The sequence below is a fragment of the Sphingomonas sp. genome, assembly GCF_965248875.1.
Classification (GTDB): Bacteria; Pseudomonadota; Alphaproteobacteria; order Sphingomonadales; family Sphingomonadaceae; genus Sphingomonas.
In genome coordinates, this window is record NZ_CBDFKR010000011.1 from 1105889 (window position 1) to 1129233 (window position 23345).

A 23345-nucleotide genomic window follows, 5' to 3' on the forward strand; every position below is an offset into this window, starting at 1 on the left:
GGCGCTGGGGCTTGTACGGGGCGTTGCGGTCGGCGTCGGGCGTGGTGTCGCCACCGGCTGAGGCGCTGCCGGCGCGGGGGTGAAGACCGGGCTTGGAAAGGGTGCGGGGGTCTGCGCCGGCGTCGGCGCTGACTGGGGCACGATGCTGCTGTTGCCGAGCGGGATCTGCAGGCCTTGACCCGCGGCCGGCCCGGCAACAGCGGACGCCAGGAGCATGGAGGGAATGGCGCGACGGGGCAGACGGGTCATTGCCGCGTCTCTACACGCCTGGCAGTGCGGGCGTCCATGCAGGGCTGGCATCCAGCCTTTGCCCAGCTTGCAGGCGGCGCCGTTGACAGCCCCCCGCCCCGCCCCTATCTCCTGAGCCATCACCGCTTTCGGGACATGGGCCGCCGTTGCGCAGCGGCCCGGACGAATAGGGGGCAGTGATCATCAGACGCTTGGGAGCCGACGCAGTATTGCGCTCGGCCTTTTTGCGTGACTGTTCTCCTGCGCCCACCATTTAGCTGATCGGGGCTTTCAGAAACATGGCGACCAAGGCGATCGACGCGGGTAGCGCGCGCTCCTCCGTGAAGAGCGGCACCGCGAAACGGCGCATCCGCAAGGTGTTCGGCAACATCCACGAAGTGGTGCAGATGCCGAACCTGATCGAGGTGCAGCGCGAGAGCTATGAGCAGTTCCTCCGCTCCGACAAGACGACCGGCCATGTCTCGGGGCTGGAAAAGACGCTGCGTTCGGTGTTTCCGATCCAGGATTTCGCTGGCACCGCCTATCTCGATTTCGACGACTATGTCCTCGAGGACCCGAAGTTCGACGTCGAGGAATGCCGCCAGCGCGGCATCACCTATGCCGCGCCGATGCGCGTGACGCTGCGGCTGACCGCATTCGAGGTCGATCCGGATACGGAGGCAAAGTCGGTCATCGATATCAAGGAGCAGGACGTCTATATGGGCGACATGCCCCTGATGACGGGCAACGGCACCTTCTTCATCAACGGCACCGAGCGCGTCATCGTCAGCCAGATGCACCGCAGCCCGGGCGTGTTGTTCGACCATGACCGCGGCAAGACGCACGCCAGCGGCAAGTATCTGTTCGCGGCGCGGGTGATACCCTATCGCGGCTCGTGGCTCGATTTCGAGTTCGACGCCAAGGACATCGTCAACGTCCGCATCGACCGCAAGCGCAAGCTGCCGGTGACGGCGCTGTTCTATGCGCTCGGCATGACGGGCGAGCAGATCCTCAACTATTTCTACAACCGCGTCACCTTCGTCCGTGGTCAGGGCGGCTGGGTCATTCCCTTTGCCGTCGAGAGCTGGCGCGGGGTCAAGCCGACCTACGACATCGTCGACGCGAAGTCGGGCGAGGTCGTGTTCGCCGCCGCGCAGAAGATCAGCCCGCGTGCCGCCAACAAGGCGGGCAAGGACGGACTGACCGACCTGTTGATCCCGACCGAGGAAATCTTCGGCCGCTATTCGGCCTATGACCTCATCAACGAAGCGACGGGCGAGATCTATGTTGAGGCTGGTGACGAGCTGTCGCCGGAGAATCTCGAAAAGCTCGACAAGGCTGGGATCGACCGGATCGAGCTGCTCGACATCGACCATGTCACCACCGGTCCGTGGATCCGCAACACGCTCAAGGTCGACAAGGCCGAGGAGCGCGAGCAGGCGCTGTCCGACATCTACCGCGTCATGCGCCCCGGCGAGCCGCCGACGCTGGAGACCGCGGAGTCGCTGTTCGGCGGCCTGTTCTTCGATCCCGACCGCTACGACCTGTCGGCGGTCGGCCGCGTCAAGCTCAACATGCGGCTGGGCCTCGACGTCGAGGACACGGTGACGACGCTGCGCACCGAAGACATTCTGGAGGTCGTCAAGACGCTGGTCGGACTGAAGGACGGCAAGGGCGAGATCGACGACATCGACAACCTCGGCAATCGTCGCGTTCGGTCGGTCGGCGAGCTGCTGGAGAACCAGTACCGCGTCGGCCTTCTGCGTATGGAGCGCGCGGTCAAGGAGCGGATGTCGTCGGTCGACGTGTCGACGGTGATGCCGAACGACCTGATCAACGCGAAGCCCGCGGTCGCCGCGGTGCGCGAGTTCTTCGGCTCGTCGCAGCTGTCGCAGTTCATGGACCAGACCAACCCGCTGTCCGAGGTGACGCACAAGCGCCGCGTCTCGGCGCTCGGGCCGGGCGGTCTGACCCGCGAGCGCGCGGGCTTCGAGGTCCGCGACGTCCACCCGACGCATTATGGCCGCATCTGCCCGATCGAGACGCCGGAAGGACCGAACATCGGCCTCATCAACAGCCTCGCGTCGTTCAGCCGGGTCAACAAATATGGCTTCATCGAGACGCCGTACCGCAAGGTGATCGACCACAAGGTGACGGGCGACGTCGTCTATCTGTCGGCGATGGAGGAGGCCAAGCACACGATCGCGCAGGCCTCGGCGACGCTCGACAGCGCAGGCGCGTTCACCGAAGAGCTGGTGTCCGCGCGGCAGGCAGGCGAGTTCCTCAACGCGCTGCCTGAGACGATCACGCTGATGGACGTCAGTCCCAAGCAGCTGGTGTCGGTCGCCGCGTCGCTGATCCCGTTCCTGGAGAATGACGACGCCAACCGGGCGTTGATGGGATCAAACATGCAGCGCCAGGCGGTGCCCCTGGTCCGCGCCGAGGCGCCGTTCGTCGGCACCGGGATGGAAGAGACGGTGGCGCGTGACTCCGGTGCGGCGATCGCGGCCAAGCGTGCGGGCATTGTCGATCAGGTCGACGCCAGCCGCATCGTCGTCCGCGCGACCGGCGAGGTCGACGCCGGCAAGTCGGGCGTCGACATCTACACGCTGATGAAGTTCCAGCGCTCCAACCAGTCGACCTGCATCAACCAGCGGCCGCTGGTGAAGGTGGGCGACGTGGTCGAGTCGGGCGACGTCATCGCCGATGGTCCCTCGACCGAGTTCGGCGAGCTGGCGCTCGGCCGCAACGCGCTGGTCGCGTTCATGCCGTGGAACGGGTATAATTACGAGGACTCGATCCTGATCTCCGAGCGGATCGTCAAGGACGACGTGTTCACGTCGATCCATATCGACGAGTTCGAGGTAATGGCCCGCGACACCAAGCTGGGGCCGGAGGACATCACCCGCGACATCCCGAACGTTGGCGAGGAAGCGCTGCGCAACCTCGACGAGGCGGGCATCGTCTATATCGGTGCCGAGGTCGAGCCGGGCGACATCCTCGCCGGCAAGATCACGCCCAAGGGCGAGAGTCCGATGACGCCGGAGGAGAAGTTGCTCCGCGCGATCTTCGGCGAAAAGGCGTCGGACGTGCGCGACACCTCACTGCGGCTGCCGCCCGGCGTGTCGGGGACGGTGGTCGACGTGCGCGTCTTCAACCGCCACGGCATCGACAAGGACGAGCGCGCGATGGCGATCGAGCGCGAGGAGATCGAGCGGCTGAAGAAGGACTCGGACGATGAGCGCACGATCCTGAACCGCGCCACCTGGTCGCGGCTGCGCGAGATGCTGCTCGACCAGGTCGCGACCGCCGCGCCCAAGGGCGTCAAGAAGGGCGCGGCCATCGACATGGACGTGCTCGACAGCGTCGATCGCCACGAATGGTGGAAGTTCGCCGTTCAGGACGATGCTGTACAGGCCAATCTGGAAGCGGTGAAGGTCCAGTATGACGACGCCGCCAAGCTGATCCGTGAGAAGTTCGAGGACCGGCGCGAGAAGCTGGAGCGTGGCGACGAGCTGCCGCCGGGCGTGCTCAAGATGGTCAAGGTGTTCGTTGCGGTGAAGCGCAAGCTGCAGCCCGGCGACAAGATGGCCGGGCGTCACGGCAACAAGGGCGTCATCAGCCGCATCCTGCCGCAGGAGGACATGCCGTTCCTCGCCGACGGGACGCCGGTCGACCTCGTGCTGAATCCGCTGGGTGTGCCTTCGCGGATGAACGTGGGCCAGATCTTCGAGACGCATCTGGGCTGGGCCGCGCGCGGTCTAGGTCAGCAGATCGCGGGTGCGCTCGACGAGTGGCGGGAAGCCAATCCAGACGCCAAGGCGGGCGCGATGCCTGACGCGGTCAAGGAGCGGCTCCAGAGCGTCTATGGCGAGCATTACCTCGACGACATCAACGGCCGCGACGGTGACGAGATCGTCGAGCTGGCCCAGAACCTGCGCGCTGGCGTGCCGATGGGGACGCCGGTGTTCGACGGTGCGGTCGAGAAGGACGTGACCGACATGCTGACGCTGGCCGGGCTCGACGAGAGCGGCCAGTCGGACCTGTTCGACGGGCGCACCGGCGAGATGTTCGACCGCAAGGTGACGGTGGGCATCATCTACATGCTCAAGCTCCACCATCTGGTCGACGACAAAATCCACGCGCGCTCCATCGGTCCTTACTCGCTCGTCACCCAGCAGCCGCTGGGCGGCAAGGCGCAGTTCGGCGGGCAGCGCTTCGGCGAGATGGAGGTGTGGGCGCTCCAGGCATACGGCGCCGCCTACACGCTGCAGGAAATGCTGACGGTGAAGTCCGACGACGTGGTCGGCCGCACCAAGGTCTACGAGGCGATCGTCAAGGGCGACGACACGTTCGAGGCCGGCATCCCCGAAAGCTTCAACGTGCTCGTCAAGGAAATGCGCTCGCTGGGCCTCAACGTCGATCTGAAGACGAACGAGCCCGAGCGTGACGAGGACGGCCTCGCGATCGCGGCGGAGTAGGAAACACACTCCCTCTCCCCTCGGGAGAGGGAGGGAGCCGCCCGCAAGGGCGGCGGAAGGGTGAGGGTGACGCCAGCACTCCCTCACTCACCCTCACCTTCCCATCGCTGACGCGGTGGGCCCCTTCCTCTCCCAATGGGAGAGGAGAAAGAGGTTCAAGATGAACGACATGACACCCTTCGCAAATCCGATCGCGAAGCCCGAGACCTTCGACCAGATCCAAATTGGCATCGCGTCCCCGGACAAGATCCGCTCGTGGTCGTTCGGCGAGATCAAGAAGCCCGAGACGATCAACTACCGCACGTTCAAGCCCGAGCGTGACGGCCTGTTCTGCGCGCGCATCTTCGGTCCGATCAAGGATTACGAGTGCCTGTGCGGCAAGTACAAGCGGATGAAGTACAAGGGCATCGTCTGCGAGAAGTGCGGCGTCGAGGTCACCGTGTCGAAGGTGCGCCGGGAGCGGATGGGCCATATCGAGCTGGCCGCGCCGGTCGCTCACATCTGGTTCCTGAAGTCGCTGCCGAGCCGCATCGGCCTGCTGCTCGACATGCAGCTCAAGCAGCTGGAGCGCGTCCTCTATTTCGAGGCGTACATCGTCACCGAGCCGGGCCTCACTCCGCTGGAAAAGTTCCAGCTGATGACCGAGGACGAGCTCCTCGAGGCGCAGGACGAGTATGGCGAGGACGCCTTCTCGGCCGGCATCGGCGCCGAGGCCGTGCGCAAGATGCTGGAGGACCTGGACCTTGAGGGCGAGCGCAAGGAGCTGCTGGAAGAATTGGCGGTCACCAAGTCCGAGCTGAAGCCCAAGAAGATCATCAAGCGGCTGAAGGTCGTTGAGAGCTTCATCGACTCGGGCAACCGCCCGGAGTGGATGATTCTTGAGGTCGTGCCGGTCATCCCGCCCGAGCTGCGCCCGCTGGTGCCGCTCGACGGCGGCCGCTTCGCGACGTCGGACCTCAACGACCTGTATCGCCGCGTCATCAACCGCAACAACCGCCTCAAGCGGCTGATGGAGCTGCGCGCGCCGGACATCATCGTGCGCAACGAGAAGCGGATGCTGCAGGAGGCGGTCGACGCGCTGTTCGACAATGGCCGCCGTGGCCGGACGATCACCGGCGCCAACAAGCGGCCGCTCAAGTCGCTGTCCGACATGCTCAAGGGCAAGCAGGGCCGCTTCCGCCAGAACCTGCTCGGCAAGCGCGTCGACTATTCGGGCCGCTCGGTCATCGTCACCGGGCCTGAGCTGAAGCTGCACCAGTGCGGCCTGCCGAAGAAGATGGCGCTCGAGCTGTTCAAGCCGTTCATCTACGCGCGGCTCGACGCCAAGGGGCTGTCGATGACGCTCAAGCAGGCCAAGAAGTGGGTCGAGAAGGAGCGTAAGGAAGTCTGGGACATCCTCGACGAGGTGATCCGCGAGCATCCGGTGATGCTCAACCGCGCGCCGACGCTCCACCGTCTCGGCATCCAGGCGTTCGAGCCCGTCCTGATCGAGGGCAAGGCGATCCAGCTCCACCCGCTCGTCTGCTCGGCGTTCAACGCCGACTTCGACGGCGATCAGATGGCCGTCCACGTTCCGCTGAGCCTTGAAGCCCAGTTGGAAGCGCGCGTGCTGATGATGTCGACCAACAACATTCTCTCGCCCGCCAATGGCAAGCCGATAATCGTGCCGTCGCAGGACATGGTGCTGGGCCTCTATTACCTGTCGATGGAGAAGACCGGCGAGCCGGGCGAAGGCATGATGCTGACCGACATGGCCGAGGTGCATCAGGCGCTGGAGGCGGGTGCGGTGACGCTCCACACCAAGGTGATCAGCCGGGTGCCGCAGACCGACGAGAAGGGTAAGCAGTACCTCAAGCGGTACGAGACGACCCCGGGGCGCATGCTGCTCGGCGAGACACTGCCCAAGTCGCACAAGGTGCCGTTCGACACCGTCAACCGCCTGCTGACCAAGAAGGACGTCGGCGACGTGATCGACGAGGTCTATCGCCACACCGGCCAGAAGGACACGGTGCTGTTCGCCGACGCGATCATGGCGCTGGGCTTCCGCCACGCGTTCAAGGCGGGCATCTCGTTCGGCAAGGACGACATGATCATCGCGCCCGACAAGGACGTGCTGGTCAACGAGACGCGCGATCAGGTGAAGGACTTCGAGCAGCAGTATCAGGACGGCCTGATCACGCAGCAGGAGAAGTACAACAAGGTGATCGACGCCTGGAGCCGCTGCGGCGACCAGGTCGCGAACTCGATGATGAACGAGATCAAGGCCGTCCGCCGCTATAGCGACGACGACGGCGTGATGGCCGGCCGTGAGAAGCCGATCAACTCGATCTACATGATGGCGCACTCGGGCGCGCGTGGCTCGCAGGCCCAGATCAAGCAGCTCGCCGGGATGCGTGGCCTCATGGCGAAACCGTCGGGGGAAATCATCGAGACGCCGATCATCTCGAACTTCAAGGAGGGCCTGACCGTCCTTGAGTACTTCAACTCCACTCATGGCGCCCGCAAGGGCCTTGCGGACACGGCGTTGAAGACCGCGAACTCGGGCTACCTCACCCGCCGCCTGGTCGACGTGTCGCAGGATTGCGTCATCATCGAGGAGGATTGCGGTACCGAGCGCGCGCTGGAGATGAAGGCGATCGTCCAGGGCGGATCGACCATCGCGTCGCTGGGCGAGCGCATCCTGGGCCGCACCACGGCCGAGGACGTGGTTGACGCCAAGACCGGCAAGGTTGTCATCCCGTCGGGCACGCTGCTCGACGAGCCGATGATCGCGCAGATCGAAGGGATCGGCATTCAGGGGATGAAGATCCGCTCGCCGCTGGTCTGCGAAAGCAAGATCGGCGTCTGCGGCAAATGCTATGGCCGCGACCTCGCGCGCGGCACGCCCGTCAATATCGGCGAGGCGGTGGGTGTCATCGCCGCTCAGTCGATCGGCGAGCCCGGCACCCAGCTGACGATGCGGACCTTCCACATCGGCGGCGCGGCACAGCTCAACGAGCAGTCCAATCTGGAGGCACCGGTCGACGGCACCGCCACGTTCAAGGATCTGCGCCTGATCGTCGATCAGCGTGGCCGCCGCGTCGTGCTCAGTCGGTCGGGTGAGATCGTGATCAACGACATGGACGGCCGCGAGCTATCGTCGCACCGCATCCCTTACGGCGCGTACGTGATGTTCGATGACGGCCACATCCTGGAGAAGGGTGACCGGATGGCGGAGTGGGATCCCTTCACCATGCCGGTGATTACGGAGACCGCGGGCATCGTGAAGTATCAGGACCTGCTCGAGGGCAAGACGCTGACCGAGCAGACCGATGAGGCGACGGGCATCGCCCAGCGCGTCGTCACCGAATACCGCACCACTGCCAAGTCGAAGGAGGACCTTCGTCCCCGCCTGACCCTGACCGGGTCCGATGAGGGCGAGGCGGCGCGCTACATGCTCGCGTCGGGTGCGACACTGTCGGTCGAGGACGGCGCGCAGGTACAGGCTGGCGACGTGCTCGCCCGCGTCAGCCGCGAGTCGGCCAAGACCCGCGACATCACCGGCGGTCTGCCGCGGGTGGCAGAGCTGTTCGAGGCGCGCATTCCCAAGGACTCCGCGATCATCGCCAAGGTCTCGGGGCGTGTCATCTTCGGCAAGGACTACAAGGCCAAACGCAAGATCGGCATCCAGCCCGATGACGGCGAGGTCGTGGAGTATCTGATCCCGAAGTCGAAGGTCATCGACGTCCAGGAAGGTGACTACGTCAAGCGCGGCGATAATCTGATCGGCGGATCGCCCGATCCGCACGACATCCTGGAGACAATGGGGATCGAGCCGCTGGCCGAATATCTTGTCAGCGAGATCCAGGAGGTCTATCGCCTTCAGGGCGTGAAGATCAACGACAAGCACATCGAGGTGATCGTTCGTCAGATGCTGCAGAAGGTCGAGATCACCGACGGCGGCGACACCACGTTGCTGAAGGGCGAACAGCTCGACCGCGATGAAATGGACGCGACCAACGCCAAGCTTGAGGCGGGGCAGCAGCCGGCACAGGGCAAGCCGATCCTGCTTGGCATCACCAAGGCGTCGTTGCAGACCCGCAGCTTCATTTCGGCCGCGTCGTTCCAGGAGACCACCCGCGTCCTCACCGAGGCGGCGGTCCAGGGCAAGCAGGACACGTTGCAGGGCCTGAAGGAGAACGTCATCGTCGGCCGCCTGATCCCGGCGGGCACGGGCGCGGGCATGAACCGCCTGCGCGTGGCGGCGACCAGCCGCGACGTGGCGCTCCGCGCGCAGCAGCGGGCGATGTCGGCGGCACTGGTCGCACCGGCTACGGCGGCGGAGGAACATGCGGCCGAGCTGGCCCGCAACGCTCGCGACGCGGGCGGCACGGGCGACGATCCGCTCGCCGAAGTCGTGGTCAGCGGTCAAGGTCGCGACGAGGATGCCGGTGAGTATCTGAACAGCTAGTAAGGCCAACGCCGACAGCGACAAGCCGCCGCCCGGACCATGCCGGGCGGCGGTTTTTGTTTGAGCGGTACAGACCCGTGCTGCGCTGGCCATCCTCATCCGCCAGCTCCGATTAGGTGACGCGACAGGATCGACCTGCGCACCGGGGGTGGGTTGCGCCGGACGATCCGCGATCGCATGACAAGGGATGACGTTTGTTCATCCATCGTCCGCCCCGCTGTGACCGTTCAGGCGGAGGCGGCAACGAGTGTAGTGGCGCAGCCAGACGTCACGGTAGCGCCGATCCGCCGCACGGCAATCTTCCTGCCCTTGTTTGCACCGTTTGGCATCGCGAACGGCTATGTCGCCGTCACGCTGGCATTTCTGCTCGGGCGCGCGGGGGTGAGCACCTTCGCGATCGCGACGATCATTGCGGCGTCGATCTGGCCGCAGACGTGGAAGCTGTTGTGGGCGCCGCTGGTCGATACGGGCGGTAATCCGAAACTATGGTACGGCGCGGGCGCGCTCGGTGTCGGCGCGACGTTGCTCGTGATGAGTACGCTGCCCGCGGCCGCCGGGGCGTTGCCGGTGCTGACCGCACTGGCCGTCGCCTCTTCGGTCGCATCGACTTTTGTCAGTATGTCGACCGAGATTTTCCTGACGCACGGTGTCGTGGAGACGATGCGCGGCCGGGCAAGCGGCTGGGGCCAGGCGGGTAATCTCGGCGGATCGGGGATCGGCGGGGGCATCGGGCTGATACTCGCGCAGCATATCGCACGGCCCTGGGTATCGGGCGCGGTACTGGCAGCGATCTGCGTCGCCTGCTGGGGCTTTGTCTTGATGTTGCCTCCCCTGCCCCGCCTCCGGCCAGCAATGCCTTATTGGGCGCAGCTCAGGGCAGTGGTGGGCGACGTCCTGGCGGTCGCGCGATCGCGTCGCGGTTACCTTGCCCTCGCCATCATGCTGCTGCCGATCGCGTCGGCCGGCGTGCCCTGGGCTGCGATTGCTGGCGAGTGGCATGCGGGCGGCGATCTGGTCGCACTGGTCAGCGGGGTGGTCGGCGGTGCGGTGACCGCGGCAGGCGCGCTGGCGGGCGGCTATCTGTGCGATCGGATGGACGTGAAGCGGGCTTACTGTCTGTTCGGATTGTTGGCCGGCGCGACCGCAGCGATGATGGTCGGGGCGCCGCGCAGCCCGGCGGCGTTCGTGGCGGGAACGCTGACCTATGGTTTGTTCGTCGGTGGCGGTTACGCAGCCTATTCAACGGTGGTGCTCGACGCGATCGGACGCCGGTCAGCGGCGACGAACTTCAACGTGATGGCCGCGATCTCCAACGTCCCGATCGCCGGGATGACCAGCTTCGACGGCTGGATGCACGACCGCTATGGTACGGCGGCGATGCTGTATGGTGAGCTTGTCCTGCCCGCCGCGACGATCGCCGCCTTTGCGTTGTTCGCCGCGGCCACCCGGCCTCGCGCGTGATACCGTTGACCCTCGTGGCGAAGGCGCCGGTGCCGGGCGGGGCGCCGCTGCGGCTGATGCGGCGCGGCGGCGACTTCATGATCCTGCTCGACCGCAACGAGCTGATGAGCACGCGGATGAGCGGGTCGGAAGATGCGCTGGGCATGCTGACCTGCGCGCGGCTTGCCAGGGTAGTTGCGCCGCGGGTGCTGATCGGCGGCTATGGCATGGGGTTCACGCTGCGTGCGGTGCTGCGCGCCCTGGGGGCGGATGCGCAGGTGACGGTAGCGGAATTGGTGCCCGACATCATCGACTGGGCGCGCGGGCCGATGGCGGCGTTGACCGCCGGATGTCTGGACGATCCGCGGGTCGCGACACGGATCGAGGATGTACGCGACGCGATCGCGCGCGGCGGGTGGAACGCGATCCTGCTGGACGTCGACAACGGCCCCGACGGGCTGACGCGCGCGGGTAATGACGGGCTGTACACCCGCGCCGGGCTGATGGCGGCGCGGGCGGCGCTGATCCCCGGGGGAGTATTGGCGGTGTGGTCGGCGGCACCCGACGAGGCCTTCGCAAGGCGGCTGACGGCAGCGGGGCTCGCCGTCGACGAGGTCAGGGTACGGGCGCGGCAGAACGGCAAGGGGCCGCAGCACGTGATCTGGTTCGCGCGCCGCGATTGAGGGGGCCTGCGATCAGGCGAAGGCCAACCCGGCCCTGCGCCTGCTGCGGAGTGTAGCGCCGGCTAAGCCGAAGCCCAGGATCATCAGCGCCCAACTGCCCGGCTCGGGCGCCGCCGACGCGAGGTTGTCGAGGAAGAAGGCGTTACAGTCGTCGCCATTGGCGAACTGGATCGAGGCGATGCCGGATTGGCCGGTCATGTCGACGATGACGGTGCCATTGGTGCCGAGCTTGCTCGCGCCGTTGACGCCGAAGATCGCGCCGCCCGCCAGCGCCAGCGTGGTGCCGTTCCTGAAGGTCAAGGTCGCCGTGTCGGACGCTGCCCACGACCATACGTTGAACGACAGATACTGCACCATCGAGCTGAAGCTGACCTTGTAGCTGCCGCCGGGATCGACCTCCAAATAGGTGTTGCCGCCAAGGCTGCGGGCGTAGACCCCGCCCGCCACGGTCTCGCCGCTGACCGGCTTATAGGTGCCGCCGGGCCCGGTGTTGGCCGCGCCCGTGAAGCTTTCGAACACCGTCGCGGTGGTCCAGCCCGGGAGCGAATACACGTTGGGCGTGTAGATGATCGTCGGCGTCGGCGCCTTGACCGGCGTGGCCAGCGCGGGTGCGGCAAGGGTCGCGGTCGCCAGCGCGGCTGCAATGATCGCTTTGTTCATGTCATCCTCGTGTTCAAGGATGAGCTATGCCGCTGCACGTTTGCGCTACAACGTTCCAGCTTGGTTAACGGCTCAGCGACGACGCGAGCGATAAGTCGTTGCCATGTCGCATTATTAAGCACGCCTGTTTGGAACTGCTGTGCCAAAGCGAGGCACAACGAGGCGCGGCCCTCAGCGGCGTCCCACCTTTTTGATGATGCCGGTGAAGCTCAGGATCGGCCGCTCGGCCGCCGTCACCAGCCCGCGCACGAACAGGAGCGAGCGCGCCGCGCGGGTAATCTCGCCCCGCGCCTCCACCCATTCGCCGGTCCGCGCACTGTCCAGAAAGTCACCGGACAGGTTCACCGTCACGCCGAAGCTACCCTCCATTGCGGGCCGCGCAATCGTGAACAGCGCGCTGTCGGCAAAGGTCATCAGGCAGCCGCCATGCATGAAGCCGCCGCCGTTCATGTGCTCGGGTCCGGCCCGAAAGGCGGTGATGCCCGCGCCCGTCTCGTCGACCCGCTCATAGAACGGCCCGGCGCGGGTCTCGAAGGCGTCGCTCTGCCACTGATACCAGCCCGCCCAGTCGCCATCCTCGATGCGCTTGAGGCGGCTGTCCGGCTCATGGGTCGCGCCCGTCCCGATCTGTGCACTCATGCCCGCCTCCTACGCGGTCGGGGCGACGGTGCAACCTCCGGACAGCGCTCGCCGGTCAGGCGTCCGGGTCGGCCTTGCCCTCGCCGAGCACGGCGTCCGGCGCGGGCGTCATGGCGCGCGCGATCGTCTCGAAGCGCCGCCCTTCGGCACGGATCTCGTTGAAGCCGGGCGGCGTATGGCGCAGACGCTTCGACAAGGTGCCGCAGCCGATGAGGCGGATGGTGCGGCCCGCCCGCTCGACCGGCAGATCGAAGGGATAGTGAACGTGCCCCGACAGCACCGCATCGGCGCCCGCCGCAGCCAGCCGCTCCAACGCAGCGCCGCCGCCGCGGGTGCGGGTCGCTTCGGTCAGACCCGCATCGAGCAGCGGATGGTGCGCGGCAACCAGGATCAGGTCGTCCTTGGGGGCCGCCGCGATCAGCTGCAGCGCGGCGGCAAGCGAATGTTCGCTCACCCGCCCCTTCGACTGGTCGACGCGCCATTGCAGTCGCGCCACCGTCTTGAGCGGGACGACCGTGACCCCGGGTACCGCAAGCGGGCGCTCCAGCATCCGTTCGACCGCGGCGTAGCGGTGATAGGGCCGGAACAGGCGGCGGAGCGGGTCCGAATAATAAGGAACATCGTGATTGCCGATTTCCACCGTCACCGGCACGCCCAGGCCGCCCAGCCATCGCGCGCCCGCGTCGAACTCGCCGCGTGTCGCCCGCATCGTCAGGTCGCCGGTCATGATCACCGCGTCGGGCGACTCGTCACGGACGCAAGCCGCGAACCAGGCGAGCGCGTTGGGATCCTCGGCGCCGAAATGGACGTCGCTGAGGTGGAAGAGCTTAGCCATCATGAAGAGGTGTAGCCGACCATGCGCAGTCCCTCTACTCCGTCATGCTGAGCTCGTCTCAGCATGACGGCAGGGTTACTCAGCCCACCTCCGCCAGCGTCCGCGCCTCGTGCATCGGACAGCCATTGACCGCGCCGCGGCGCTCGGCCGACGCGGTGTAGGTGTCCCGGCGCGCGCGGTTGATGTTGCCGAGCGGCTGATGCGCGGCCAGGCCGTGCCAGATATTGAAGGCGAGGCTGTCCTCGGTCCGCGTGCTTTCCATCGGCGTCCACCCCACCTGCGGCGCCACCTCCAGCGTCGCGACGGTCACGAATGGGGCATCGGCCTCCTTCCACTCGATGGTCGCGTCCTCCACCGGCTGCTTGTCGAGGTCGCGGGCAAGCTGGATGCGCAGTTCCCAGGTGCCGCCGCCTTCGATCAGCTCTTCGTTGACCGCCTCGCGGATCGCATCGGGGCGGCCGCTGGTGTGAACGGCCGTGCCCGTAAGGTCCGTCAGCCCCTTCGACACCGGAAACAGCGCCCATTTGGCGACATGGTCACCGTAGCGATAGGCGGTCTGGCTGAAATAGGTCTCGCCCAGCGGATGGACGGGGGCGGCGCCACCGAGCTGCTGGAGGTTGGCCGAGCCGAGCCCCACCGCTTCCAGCCCCGCCTCGATCGGCTGCAGGACGGCGGACAGCGCCTTCTTGACGCCCTCCATCTTGTCGGTGGTCTTGGCGAGCATCTTCAGGTTGGCGAGGAACTTGGCCGTGGTCTTGGCGCCGAACGTCGGCCCATTGACGCCGATGAAATCCTGCGTCGTGTCGCCCTCGGAACCTGGCAGCCGGCCGCCCGCGTGGCGAGTTGACGCTGTCGTCGAGAATGTCTCCCGGCTGGGTGAGATGCGCAGGATCGCCTCGTAGCGGCCGGGGCGGGCGAACAGACCCTGCGCCATATCGGCGGGCAGTCCGTCGGGAACGGTGAACGTGCCGCGCACAATCCCATGCGCCTTGGCATGAACCGCCCGAACGCCGTGCTGATAATCCTTGGCAGTCGTCTCCTGAACGCTGCGGAACTGCTCGTCCGGCTTGCCGATCGTCTCCGCCTCGTCGAGTTAAATGTCTTCAATGGCGGGCGAGAAACGGACGGGCGGGTTCATGGCGGTTCCTTTGACGAAGGTACCTGCCTAACTGTCGGAAATGCGGGGCGTTCCCTCTCGTTCCAGTCACGTTCGCGAGGGGGAAATTACAGGAAGCCCTGGTTCCAGGTCGACTGATTGTAGTTGCCGATGTTCGGCAGCACCGTGGCCATGTCGGTGTTCGACACGCCGAACCAGCTCGCCAGGGTCGACGCGTACTGATCGACCGAGGTGGTCGGTAGCAGCCGCCCCTGGCCCACATCGTCTGCCGTGCCGTTGCCGATCGCGGGCGGGGTTCCGTACATGCGCTGGCCCTTGACCGCGCCACCCATGACGAAGTGCATCGAGCCCCAGCCATGATCCGAGCCGTCGTCGTTCGATTGCAGCGTGCGGCCGAAATCAGAGCCGGTGAAAGTCGTCACCCGGTCCGCCACGCCGAGCTGGACGGTCGTGTCGTAGAACCCGCGCATTGCCGAGCCCAGCGTCGTCATCAGACCCGGATGCTGGGCGACGAGGTTGTCATGCAGATCGTAGCCGCCGGCGCTGACGAAGAAGACCTGGCGCTTGGCGCCGAGCTCGCTCGATACCGAGATCAGCCGCGCCACCATCTTGAGCTGGTCGGCGAGATTGTTGCCGGTCGGAAACTGCGTGAAGTTGGCGGCGGGCGCCCCCGCCAGCGCGGTCGTAACCTGGCTATAGGTGTCGAGCGCGCGCTTCGATACCTTGGCGTGCTCGCTCGCGAACAGATGCGTCGGCGTGCCGGTCATCAGCGAGCGTAGCGTCGACGGCACCGTGGTCGACCCGAACAGCGTCGTTGCGTTGGAGAGCAGCGCGATCGGACCGCCGGTGCCGACCGTATATTGCAGCGCCGACTTGCCGGTCAGGTAGACCGCATTGCCACTGGCGTTGATGCAGGTCAGCGTGGCGGTGCCGTTGCCCGACTGGAACACATCACCGATGCGCCCGCCCCAGCCCGATGTCGCGCCCTCGGGGCTCGACGCCTGGAAATAGCTCTGCTGATCGTTGTGGCTGAACAGCTTTGGCGGCAGCTTGACCGACTGCGCCGTATATTGCGCCTTGGTGGTGGGCTGTACCAGCGTGCCAAGGTTGAGCACAGTCGCCAGCTTGCCCGCGTTGAAGATCGGCAGCAGCGGCGCGAGGTTGGGCGCCAGCGCATATTGCCGCCCGCCCAGCGCGTTGAGCGGCGTCAGCGCCGTCGCGTCGAGCGCGGAGCGGTTGAGCGCGATGTTTTGCCGCGCCGCGGCGTATTGCGCGTAACCGGCGGTGTCATAGGGCGGCAGCGTATTGGCATAGTCGTTGCCGCCATAAAGGAAGACGCAGACCAGCGCCTTGTAGTCGGTCGCGGTCGCCGCCGCCGCCTCGCCGATCGCGCCGAGGCTGGTGACGAAGGGGGTGGCGACGCCGGCGATGCCCAGCGCGCCGGCACGGGCGAGGAAGGCGCGGCGGCTCTGGTCGTGCTCGAAGCAGCTCATCACTTCACCGTAAGGTAGTCGGGCGACGCGAGCGTCAGGAGGATGGCGGTGTTGACCCGGTTCTGAGGCCCGGTCGTCGCGGTGGCCGAGATCGTGTCGATCGCCGCCTTGATCGAGGCGACGGTGGCGGTCGACAGCTGCCCGGCGGCGAGCACCAGATTGACGTCGTCGATCAGCGCCTGGCTGTCCGCCGCCTTGGCGAGGATGGCGGTATAGTCCGCCTTCACGTCGCCGGTGCCGTTGACGATCAGCGCATACATGTAGTTGACATAGGCGATCACCGTCTGTTCGTTGGTGATCTGGAACTCCGGCGCCACCAGCCCGGCGCTGCTGATCGGCGTGTTGGGCGGCGTGTAGCCGGGGCGGAAGAAGTTGAACACCGAGCCGCTGCGCCCCGGCGACTGGGCAAGCCGCGTCGTCGTCGACGAGGTGTCGCCGATCGCCCAGCCATTGGAGGGCGAGGTGACGTTGTACGCACGCGCCCAGCCGGTCAGCCGGGTGAAGGGCTCGCGCAGCCGCCCGGCGGTGGTCGAGGTCAACGCCGCAGCCGAGCGCGCTTCGGTGTCGAGCAGGATCGCCTTTAGCACGGCCTTCATGTCGCCGCGCACACCCGCGCCGTTGTCGGCAAAGGCGGCCGAGACGCGGCCGACATAGGCGGCGGACGGATTCGAGGTGACGAGGCGCTGGATCAGCTGCTTCGACACGAACGGCGCGATGTTGGCGTGCGCGAAGATGGTGTCGAGCGCGACCTTGATCGCCGCGGTGCCGCCACCGCTGGTCGACGCGCCGAGAAAGCTGGCGGTGCCGGTCTCATTGGTCGAGGCCGTCATCACCAGCGGCAGCTTGTAGCGTGCGGGCGTGGTGGAGTCCGACGTGGCCAGGTTCAGCCCGGTGAACACGCGCGCCAGCCCCGACACGTCGGCGGGCGTGTAGGTCTCCAGCGGCACGCCGCCGCTCGTCTTGATCGAACCGTCGGCGTTGAGCTGATAGAGGCCCAGCGTGAACAGCTGCATCAGCTCGCGGGCGTAGTTCTCGTCAGGCTGCGCGCCCGTCGTCGCGTTCGCCTTTTTGTTGCCGAGGAAGGTCAGGAACGAGCCCATCGCGGCGTTGAACGTGATCGCGTCCATGATCTGGCGGTAATTGCTAAAAGCATTGTCGAGCAGCACGTCGACATAGGCCGCCATCGCGAACTGCTTCCAGTTCAGATTGACGCCGCTGATCCCGACCACCAGCATGTCGAGCAGCGCCATGCCGACGCGCTGGCGCAGCTGGTCGGGCTCGGCGATCAGCTGACGCCACATGGTGACGTCGAAGCCCGTCTCCGCGTTGATGTTGGCCGCGACGTTGAAGCCGTTGTTTTGCAGCCAGTCCCAATGCGACGTCGCCCGCGTCATCGCGAACTGGTCGTCCAACCAGGCGCTGTACCCCTTGGCGGAAACGGCGGCGATGCTGTCGGTGGTAGCGCCCATCGTCGTCTGCGCGAGGTAACGGCTCGCCTCGACCTGGGTCGGCGCGGCGACAGTGACGACGACCGGCGGGGTGGTCGTGCCGCCCCCGCCGCCGCTGCTGGTAGAACCGGTCGAGCCGCCGTCGCCGCACGCCGCGAGCGCCAGGGCGGATGCGCCGACCGCCAGCGTCGGCAGCGACAGGCCGGCGCCTGCCACCGGGCCCGCGCCCAGCAGAGCGGCATCGGCGGCCGCCTCATCCACCAAAGGAGAGCCCGTCCCGTCCAGCATATCGTCCCCACCCGCGGCCGATCAGGTCGAGCCGCCTCCAGTTCTTGTGCGGCCCTATTACCCGCTAAACCCTTGCCGGGTAAGGTTAAGGACGCGCCATCCATCGCACCGGCGGGGACGTTGGGCGCAGAAACGTCCGGTACGGAACTGTCGGCCGCGCGCCCGTTACGGTGCATGACCTTTGGCGAGCAGCGCGACCGCCTGCCGATAACCGTCGAGCGTGCCGACATCGACGTATGATTCGCCCGCCCTTACCCCGATCGCCTCGTTGCCGAGCGCCAGCCAGGCGTTGACCAGCGTGCCGATATACTCGTCGCCGCGGCCGGGTTGCCGCCAGAGGTGATGCAGATCGTGAAGGACGCGCCCCGGTATCTTGAACGCGCCCCATACCCAATGGGAGTGCGCGTCAGGCTGCTTCACCTGGATCTCCACGACGCGATCGCCCTCTCCCAGCACCACCGCATCGAACAGGTCGGGACGTTCGACCGGAAACAGCAGGAAGCTGAGCCGATCGTCGGGCAGCCGCGCCAGCGCGTCGGCGGGGAACCAGATCGTGTCGGGCAGGCCGACCAGCACCGGCTCGTCCGCGCTGATCAGCGGCAGGGCACGGAAGATCGCATCGCACAGTCCCGCCGCCTGCGGCTGGACGACGAACGCGGTCGCCGCCTCGCCGGGGATGCCGCCGCCATAGTAACGGACGATGTCGGACTTGGCCGGGCTGATGACGAAGCAGATCTTGCTGGCGCCGCCCGCGATCATCCGCTCGACCAGATATTCGCTGACCGCCTTTGGCCGCTCGGCGCCGTCGGCATCGGTGCGGCTGCCGACCGGGAGCAGCTCTTTGGAAAAGGCGAGCGGCTGGATACGCGTGCCGTTGCCCGCGGCGGGGATGATGCCCCACATCAGGCGGCAGCCTGCGCGGGCGCACGCGCCGCTTCGATCAGCCGCACCAGCTCGGCCGCGCGGGCGGCGCTGCTATGCTCGGCCAGCACCCGTGCGCGTGCGGCGTCGGCGATGCGGCGCAGCTCGCCGTCGCCCAACGCCAGCGCGGCGAGCACGTCATCCGCTTCTGCCGCCAGGAGGATTTCCTCGCCCGGGGTGAAGAACCGCTCCAGCCCCGGCCAGCTGTCCGACACGATCGGCGCGCCGCACGCCGCGGCCTCAAAGAGCCGCCCGGACGGGCACCAGCCCATCGCCGCCATGTCCGCGCGGGTGACATTGAGCGTCAGGCGCGAGGAGCAGAAGAAGGCCGGGTGATCGGCGGGGCCGACATGGTCCATAAAGTGGATGTTCGGCTGCCAGGGAAAATCGGCGGGGTAGCTCGACCCGCCGAGCACGAACCGCTGCTCCGGCGCGCGCCCGGCGGGCGCGACGAACAGCCGCTCGACCGTCGGCTGGCGGTCGGCGGCGTAGGTGCCGAGATAGGACAGGTCGCCCCTGAACATCGCTCGCGGCGGGGCGGGATGGTGGGTGCCGGGATCGACATGGCCGTAAAGCGGCGCCGCCGCCCGCGCGCCAAGCCGGTCGCGCAAGGCGTCGAGGGCGGGGCCACCGGTGTAGCTCAGCACCAGGTCGAAACCACCCAGCCCATGCGGCGGCAGGTAATCGACCGTCTCCCCCGCCGCGAGCCGCGCCAGCGTCACGGGCGTGTCGAGGTCGTAGAACAGACGCACGCCCTGTCCCTCCGCCTCGATCAACGCGGTCGCCGCCACGGCGTCGGGACAATAGGATGTGACGATCAGCGCATCGGCGTCCAGCAGGTCGCGTCTGGCGGCGAGCGCCTCCGCCCAGTCGGTGTAGAGCAGCAGCCGCCCGCCGGGCAGGTCGTGCACGTCGCGCTTGTGCCGATACCAGGGCACGTCCTTCTCGACGAAGGTGACATGATGTCCCGCCGCCGTCAGCGCGCGGATCAGCCCGCGCCACAGCGTCGCATGGCCGTTACCCCAGGACGAGCTGACGGTCAGCCCGAACACCACGATCTTCAATTGCTGCCCGCCTCCCCCGGTCGCGCGCCAACGGGGAGGCGGCCGCCGCGTTCCGTTCTGCACGCTACAAAGCGGCGCGGCGTTGCGTCAGGTTAACGGCTCGACCAGCGGGAACCAGAAATCGAACCGGTCGAGGCAGGCGAGAAGGCGGGCAAGCGGGGCACTGTCGCCCTCGACCGCGGCATCGCCCAGCTGCTGCTCGCCGCCGACCAGCGCGATCAGCGTTGGGCGCGCGAGGCTGACGATCGGCTGTTTAGCGGGACGGTGATGCAGGACACCATTCGACAGCTCGACCTCGAATGCCTCGCCCGTATCGGTGAAGCCGAGCACGAAGCGATTGTCCTCGGCCCTGGCGGCGTCAACGCGCACCGCCAGCGCCTCCAGCAACTGGCCGGCGGGCAGCGCGCGGAGCTGGTTGAGCGAGCCCTGCCGCGGCGTGCCGCTCTTTGGCAGCGGCGCCCGCAGCTCCTTCGCGCCGCTCAGGTAGAAGTCGCGCCACGGCCCCGACTCCGCCTGATAGCCGAGCTGCTCCAGCGCATCGGCCTGCAGCGCCCGCGCATCGGCATCGGCCGGGTCGGCGAAGACGAGATGGTTCACCAGCTCCGCGACCCAGCGGTAGTCCCCCGCGTCATACGCCGCCCGCGCCGTCGCGAGCAGCGCCGCCGCCCCGCCGCACGCCGCGACATAGCGCCGCCCCGCCTCGACCCGCGGCAGCGGGTGGAGTGTCGCCGGATTGCCGTCGAACGCGCCCAGATAGCGCTGATAGACCGCCTTAGCATTGTGGTTGAGCGTGCCGTAGAAGCCCCGCGTATGCCATTCGGCGGCGAGCCCGGGCGGCAGCGCCAGCTGCTCGGCGATCTCCGCCGGACCGAGTCCGTGGTTGGCGAGCCTGAGCGTCTGGTCGTGGATCAGCTTGTAGAGGTCGCGCTGCTGCAGCAGGAAGCGCCGGATCGCGTCGCCGCCCCAGCGCGGCCAGTGATGGCTGGCGAACAGTGCTTCCGCCTCACCACCCCAAAGCCGCAGCGCCTCGTCGATGTAGCGGCTCCAGTTGCGCGCATCGCGCACCGGCGCGCCGCGCGGGGTGTAGAGGTTGTGGAGGTGGCAGGTGCAGTTCTCCGCGATGCACAGCGCTCGGCTAGCCGGGAAGTAGAAGTTCATCTCCGCCGGCGCTTCGGTGTCGGGCGTCAGCTGGAACACGATCTCCACGCCGTCGACGACGTGGCGCTCGCCGGTACGGGTGATGCTGACGGTGGGCGGCACCAGCCCGACCGTGCCGCGCGACACCGCCTTGCCCAGCCCGCAATCAACATGCCCCTGCGCGTCGATCGGCAGCGTCGCGCCATACATATAGGTCGCCCGGCGGCCCATCACGTTGCCGCACAGTACGTTCTCGCTGACCGCGTGCTTCAGGAAGCCTTCGGGCGCGTAGATCGGGCAGCCCGCACCATTGGATCCTGGCGGCAGCACACCGCGGATGCCGCCATAATGATCGACGTGACAGTGGGTGTAGATTACTGCCGTCACCGGCCGCTCGCCAAGCTGCGCGTTGGCGAGCGCGAGCGCCGCGGCCGCGGGCTCGGCGCTGGTCAGCGGGTCGATGACGATCCACCCGCTCTCGCCGCGGACGAAGGTGACGGTCGACAGGTCGAAGCCGCGGACCTGCCAGATGCCGGGCACCACCTCGTACAGCCCGTGCCGCCCGTTCAGCTTCGCCTGCCGCCACAGGCCGGGATGAACCGTGGCGGGCGCGTCGCCTTCGACAAAAGCGTAGGGCCGCTGGCTCCAGATGCCGGGGATCTCCGCATGCTCGATCGTTGCGACGAAGCCGCGATCGGCGAGCGCGAAGGCGTCGTCCTCGCGCGGCAGCGCCGCGGCGGCACGGGCCTGCGCCGCGCAGGTGGCGGCGGTGGCGTCGTTGCGGGTCATGGCTGCGTCGCGTGTTGCATGTTGTCCATGTTGTCCCCACGGGATGTGGTCTGCAGCGCCGTCGGGGCTACGCCTTGTGGTCTGTGCACGCCGATTTGATCGGGCAGCATGGCGGGGCGTCGGTGCATATCTGCATGAAGCATGATCGGGCGCTTGTAGGACAGGAAAAACACCAGGCCCCCCGGCCAAGGCCGGGTTGCCGACGCCAGGCTCGCTGTAGCCGGGTCGCGACCTTCACCGGGGCGAGAGCGTGCCTATATCAGCGCGAACGTGACCTGCCGCCTGATCGGGTCCGCGTCGGTCAGCCGCACCGTCACCGACGCCCCCGGCACCACCCCCTTGTCCGGCACCCGCGCCACCACTGCCGGGTCGGCGAGCTGGATTCGCGCGCCGTGGTCGTCCACGTCGGTCACCGTCGCCGCGAAAGTCTGCCCGGCTGCGGGCGCGAGCACCACCGCTTCCGCCAGGTCGACGACCGCGCGGGTCACCCGTGATGCCAGCGCGTCGGCGCGCGCCATAACGGCGGGCAGCCGCTCGAACGCCGCCGTGACGCCGTCGGGCACGGCCCGTCCGCTCGCGACCGCCAGCGCCGCCTGCACGACGTAGCGGTCGGCGAGCCGCCGCAGCGGCGCGGTGGCGTGGCAATAGGTCGCCGCCACCGCGGCGTGCCACGGGATCACGCCGGGGCGGTACGGGGCATAGCCGGCTCCCTGCCCCGCCCGCCGGATCGCGACCATGAACGCCGCTTCCCGCGGCACGTCGCCGCGCAGCCCACGCTGGAAGTCGGCGAGCGACTGCGCCGGTGACCAGTCGAGCCCCAGCGCCGCGGCGCTGTGCCGGAGCCGCGCCACCGCGCGGTTGTCGGGCGCGGCCATGACGCGGAACAGCCCGGTGCCGTGCGCCTGCAAAGCCTGGGCGACGGCGAGGTTGGTCGCGAGCGACAGCGCCGCGTTACGGTCCTCCGCCGGCAGCAGCGGGCGGAAGGCCAGCGTGTAGCCGCCGTCCGCCGTCCGCGCGACCTCCTGTTCCGGTGGGTCGACCCGCGCCGCGCCGCGCCGGTCCTCGGCGGCGGTGACGCGCGCGGCGAAATCGACGAAACCGGCGGGCAGATCGGCGTCCGCGACCGTTTCATAGGCCAGCTTGGCGCGGCTGCGGATCAGCGCGCGTTCGACGCCGTCCAGTGTCGCGGTTCCGTCGGGGGCGACGCGGACCGCGAACACCACCGCCGGGCGCGGGCCGCCGGGAAGCAGGCTGGCCGCCGCCTCGCTCAGCTGCGGCGGATAGAGCGGGGCCTTGCCGTCGGGCAGGTACAGCGTCTCGCCACGCGCCCATGCTTCGACGTCGAGCGGGTCGCCGTCGCGCACGAACCAGGCGACGTCGGCGATCGCGTAGCGGAGCAGCAGGTCCGCGCCGCCACTTGCCCCCAGCGCCTCGATCGTGAATGCCTGATCGAGGTCGGTCGAGGCCGCGGGATCGAGCGTGACGAACGGCAGGTCGGTGCGGTCGACATGCTCATCCGGCACCCGCTGCACCGCCGCGTCGGCGGCCGCGATCACCGCGGGAGGAAATGCGGCGGGAACCTGAAACTCGGCGCGCAGCTGCGCCAGACCGGGGCCGAGCGCGGCGGGGGAGTCGAGAAGCGTCTTCACCCGGCTACCGTAGCGGCTGCACC

General features: G+C 67.6%; 14 protein-coding genes. 4 read left to right on the plus strand and 10 right to left on the minus strand.

Annotated elements, in window-relative coordinates:
• The first annotated feature begins 527 nt into the window (after window positions 1–527).
• The 4 genes from rpoB (at window position 528) to ACP2AD_RS12620 (ending at window position 11282) form a co-directional block, all read left to right on the plus strand.
• Complete coding sequence (gene rpoB, locus ACP2AD_RS12605) at window positions 528–4709, plus strand: DNA-directed RNA polymerase subunit beta (protein WP_425230394.1); 4182 nt, start codon at window positions 528–530, stop codon at window positions 4707–4709.
• A 160-nt stretch (window positions 4710–4869) separates the two neighbouring features.
• Window positions 4870–9159: a DNA-directed RNA polymerase subunit beta' gene (gene rpoC, locus ACP2AD_RS12610; RefSeq protein WP_425230395.1), complete on the plus strand. Its 4290-nt coding sequence runs from the start codon at window positions 4870–4872 to the stop codon at window positions 9157–9159.
• 219 nt (window positions 9160–9378) lie between these two features.
• Complete coding sequence (locus ACP2AD_RS12615) at window positions 9379–10620, plus strand: MFS transporter (RefSeq protein WP_425230396.1); 1242 nt, start codon at window positions 9379–9381, stop codon at window positions 10618–10620.
• 56 nt (window positions 10621–10676) lie between these two features.
• On the plus strand, window positions 10677–11282 hold the full coding sequence (locus ACP2AD_RS12620) for a spermidine synthase (RefSeq protein WP_425231170.1): 606 nt from the start codon (window positions 10677–10679) through the stop codon (window positions 11280–11282).
• A 12-nt stretch (window positions 11283–11294) separates the two neighbouring features.
• On the opposite strand, the gene ACP2AD_RS12625 is transcribed toward ACP2AD_RS12620, so the two are convergent.
• The 10 genes from ACP2AD_RS12625 to ACP2AD_RS12670 form a co-directional block, all read right to left on the minus strand.
• Complete coding sequence (locus ACP2AD_RS12625) at window positions 11295–11942, minus strand: PEPxxWA-CTERM sorting domain-containing protein (protein ID WP_425230397.1); 648 nt, start codon at window positions 11940–11942, stop codon at window positions 11295–11297.
• A 171-nt stretch (window positions 11943–12113) separates the two neighbouring features.
• Complete coding sequence (locus tag ACP2AD_RS12630; protein WP_425230398.1) at window positions 12114–12581, minus strand: PaaI family thioesterase; 468 nt, start codon at window positions 12579–12581, stop codon at window positions 12114–12116.
• 55 nt (window positions 12582–12636) lie between these two features.
• Window positions 12637–13416 (minus strand): metallophosphoesterase family protein, encoded by a 780-nt coding sequence (locus ACP2AD_RS12635; RefSeq protein ID WP_425230399.1) that lies wholly within the window; start codon window positions 13414–13416, stop codon window positions 12637–12639.
• Window positions 13417–13495: 79 nt separating this feature from the next.
• Window positions 13496–14392, minus strand: a complete 897-nt coding sequence (locus ACP2AD_RS12640) for a catalase family protein (protein ID WP_425230400.1) — start codon at window positions 14390–14392, stop codon at window positions 13496–13498.
• Between the two features lie 248 nt (window positions 14393–14640).
• On the minus strand, window positions 14641–16026 hold the full coding sequence (locus ACP2AD_RS12645; protein ID WP_425230401.1) for a DUF1501 domain-containing protein: 1386 nt from the start codon (window positions 16024–16026) through the stop codon (window positions 14641–14643).
• On the minus strand, window positions 16026–17762 hold the full coding sequence (locus tag ACP2AD_RS12650) for a DUF1800 domain-containing protein (protein WP_425230402.1): 1737 nt from the start codon (window positions 17760–17762) through the stop codon (window positions 16026–16028). Before ACP2AD_RS12650 ends, ACP2AD_RS12645 begins: the two co-directional genes overlap by 1 nt.
• A 165-nt stretch (window positions 17763–17927) precedes the next feature.
• Window positions 17928–18665, minus strand: a complete 738-nt coding sequence (locus ACP2AD_RS12655) for a sugar phosphate nucleotidyltransferase (protein ID WP_425230403.1) — start codon at window positions 18663–18665, stop codon at window positions 17928–17930.
• Window positions 18665–19738: a CgeB family protein gene (locus ACP2AD_RS12660; RefSeq protein WP_425231171.1), complete on the minus strand. Its 1074-nt coding sequence runs from the start codon at window positions 19736–19738 to the stop codon at window positions 18665–18667. Before ACP2AD_RS12660 ends, ACP2AD_RS12655 begins: the two co-directional genes overlap by 1 nt.
• Before the next feature lie 96 nt (window positions 19739–19834).
• Window positions 19835–21673 carry an alkyl/aryl-sulfatase gene (locus ACP2AD_RS12665; RefSeq protein ID WP_425230404.1) on the minus strand — a complete coding sequence of 613 codons (1839 nt, stop codon included), beginning with the start codon at window positions 21671–21673 and terminating at the stop codon, window positions 19835–19837.
• Window positions 21674–21927: 254 nt separating this feature from the next.
• Complete coding sequence (locus ACP2AD_RS12670; protein ID WP_425230405.1) at window positions 21928–23322, minus strand: RNB domain-containing ribonuclease; 1395 nt, start codon at window positions 23320–23322, stop codon at window positions 21928–21930.
• Window positions 23323–23345: the final 23 nt, after the last annotated feature.

Bases quoted from the DNA above. Each gene is read 5' to 3' on its own strand.
- rpoB (WP_425230394.1), top strand. From the start codon at position 528: ATGGCGACCAAGGCGATCGACGCGGGTAGCGCGCGCTCCTCCGTGAAG.
- rpoC (WP_425230395.1), top strand. From the start codon at position 4,870: ATGAACGACATGACACCCTTCGCAAATCCGATCGCGAAGCCCGAGACC.
- ACP2AD_RS12620 (WP_425231170.1), top strand. From the start codon at position 10,677: ATGCGGCGCGGCGGCGACTTCATGATCCTGCTCGACCGCAACGAGCTG.
- ACP2AD_RS12625 (WP_425230397.1), bottom strand. From the start codon at position 11,942: ATGAACAAAGCGATCATTGCAGCCGCGCTGGCGACCGCGACCCTTGCC.
- ACP2AD_RS12630 (WP_425230398.1), bottom strand. From the start codon at position 12,581: ATGAGTGCACAGATCGGGACGGGCGCGACCCATGAGCCGGACAGCCGC.
- ACP2AD_RS12635 (WP_425230399.1), bottom strand. From the start codon at position 13,416: ATGGCTAAGCTCTTCCACCTCAGCGACGTCCATTTCGGCGCCGAGGAT.
- ACP2AD_RS12645 (WP_425230401.1), bottom strand. From the start codon at position 16,026: ATGAGCTGCTTCGAGCACGACCAGAGCCGCCGCGCCTTCCTCGCCCGT.
- ACP2AD_RS12650 (WP_425230402.1), bottom strand. From the start codon at position 17,762: ATGCTGGACGGGACGGGCTCTCCTTTGGTGGATGAGGCGGCCGCCGAT.
- ACP2AD_RS12655 (WP_425230403.1), bottom strand. From the start codon at position 18,665: ATGTGGGGCATCATCCCCGCCGCGGGCAACGGCACGCGTATCCAGCCG.
- ACP2AD_RS12665 (WP_425230404.1), bottom strand. From the start codon at position 21,673: ATGACCCGCAACGACGCCACCGCCGCCACCTGCGCGGCGCAGGCCCGT.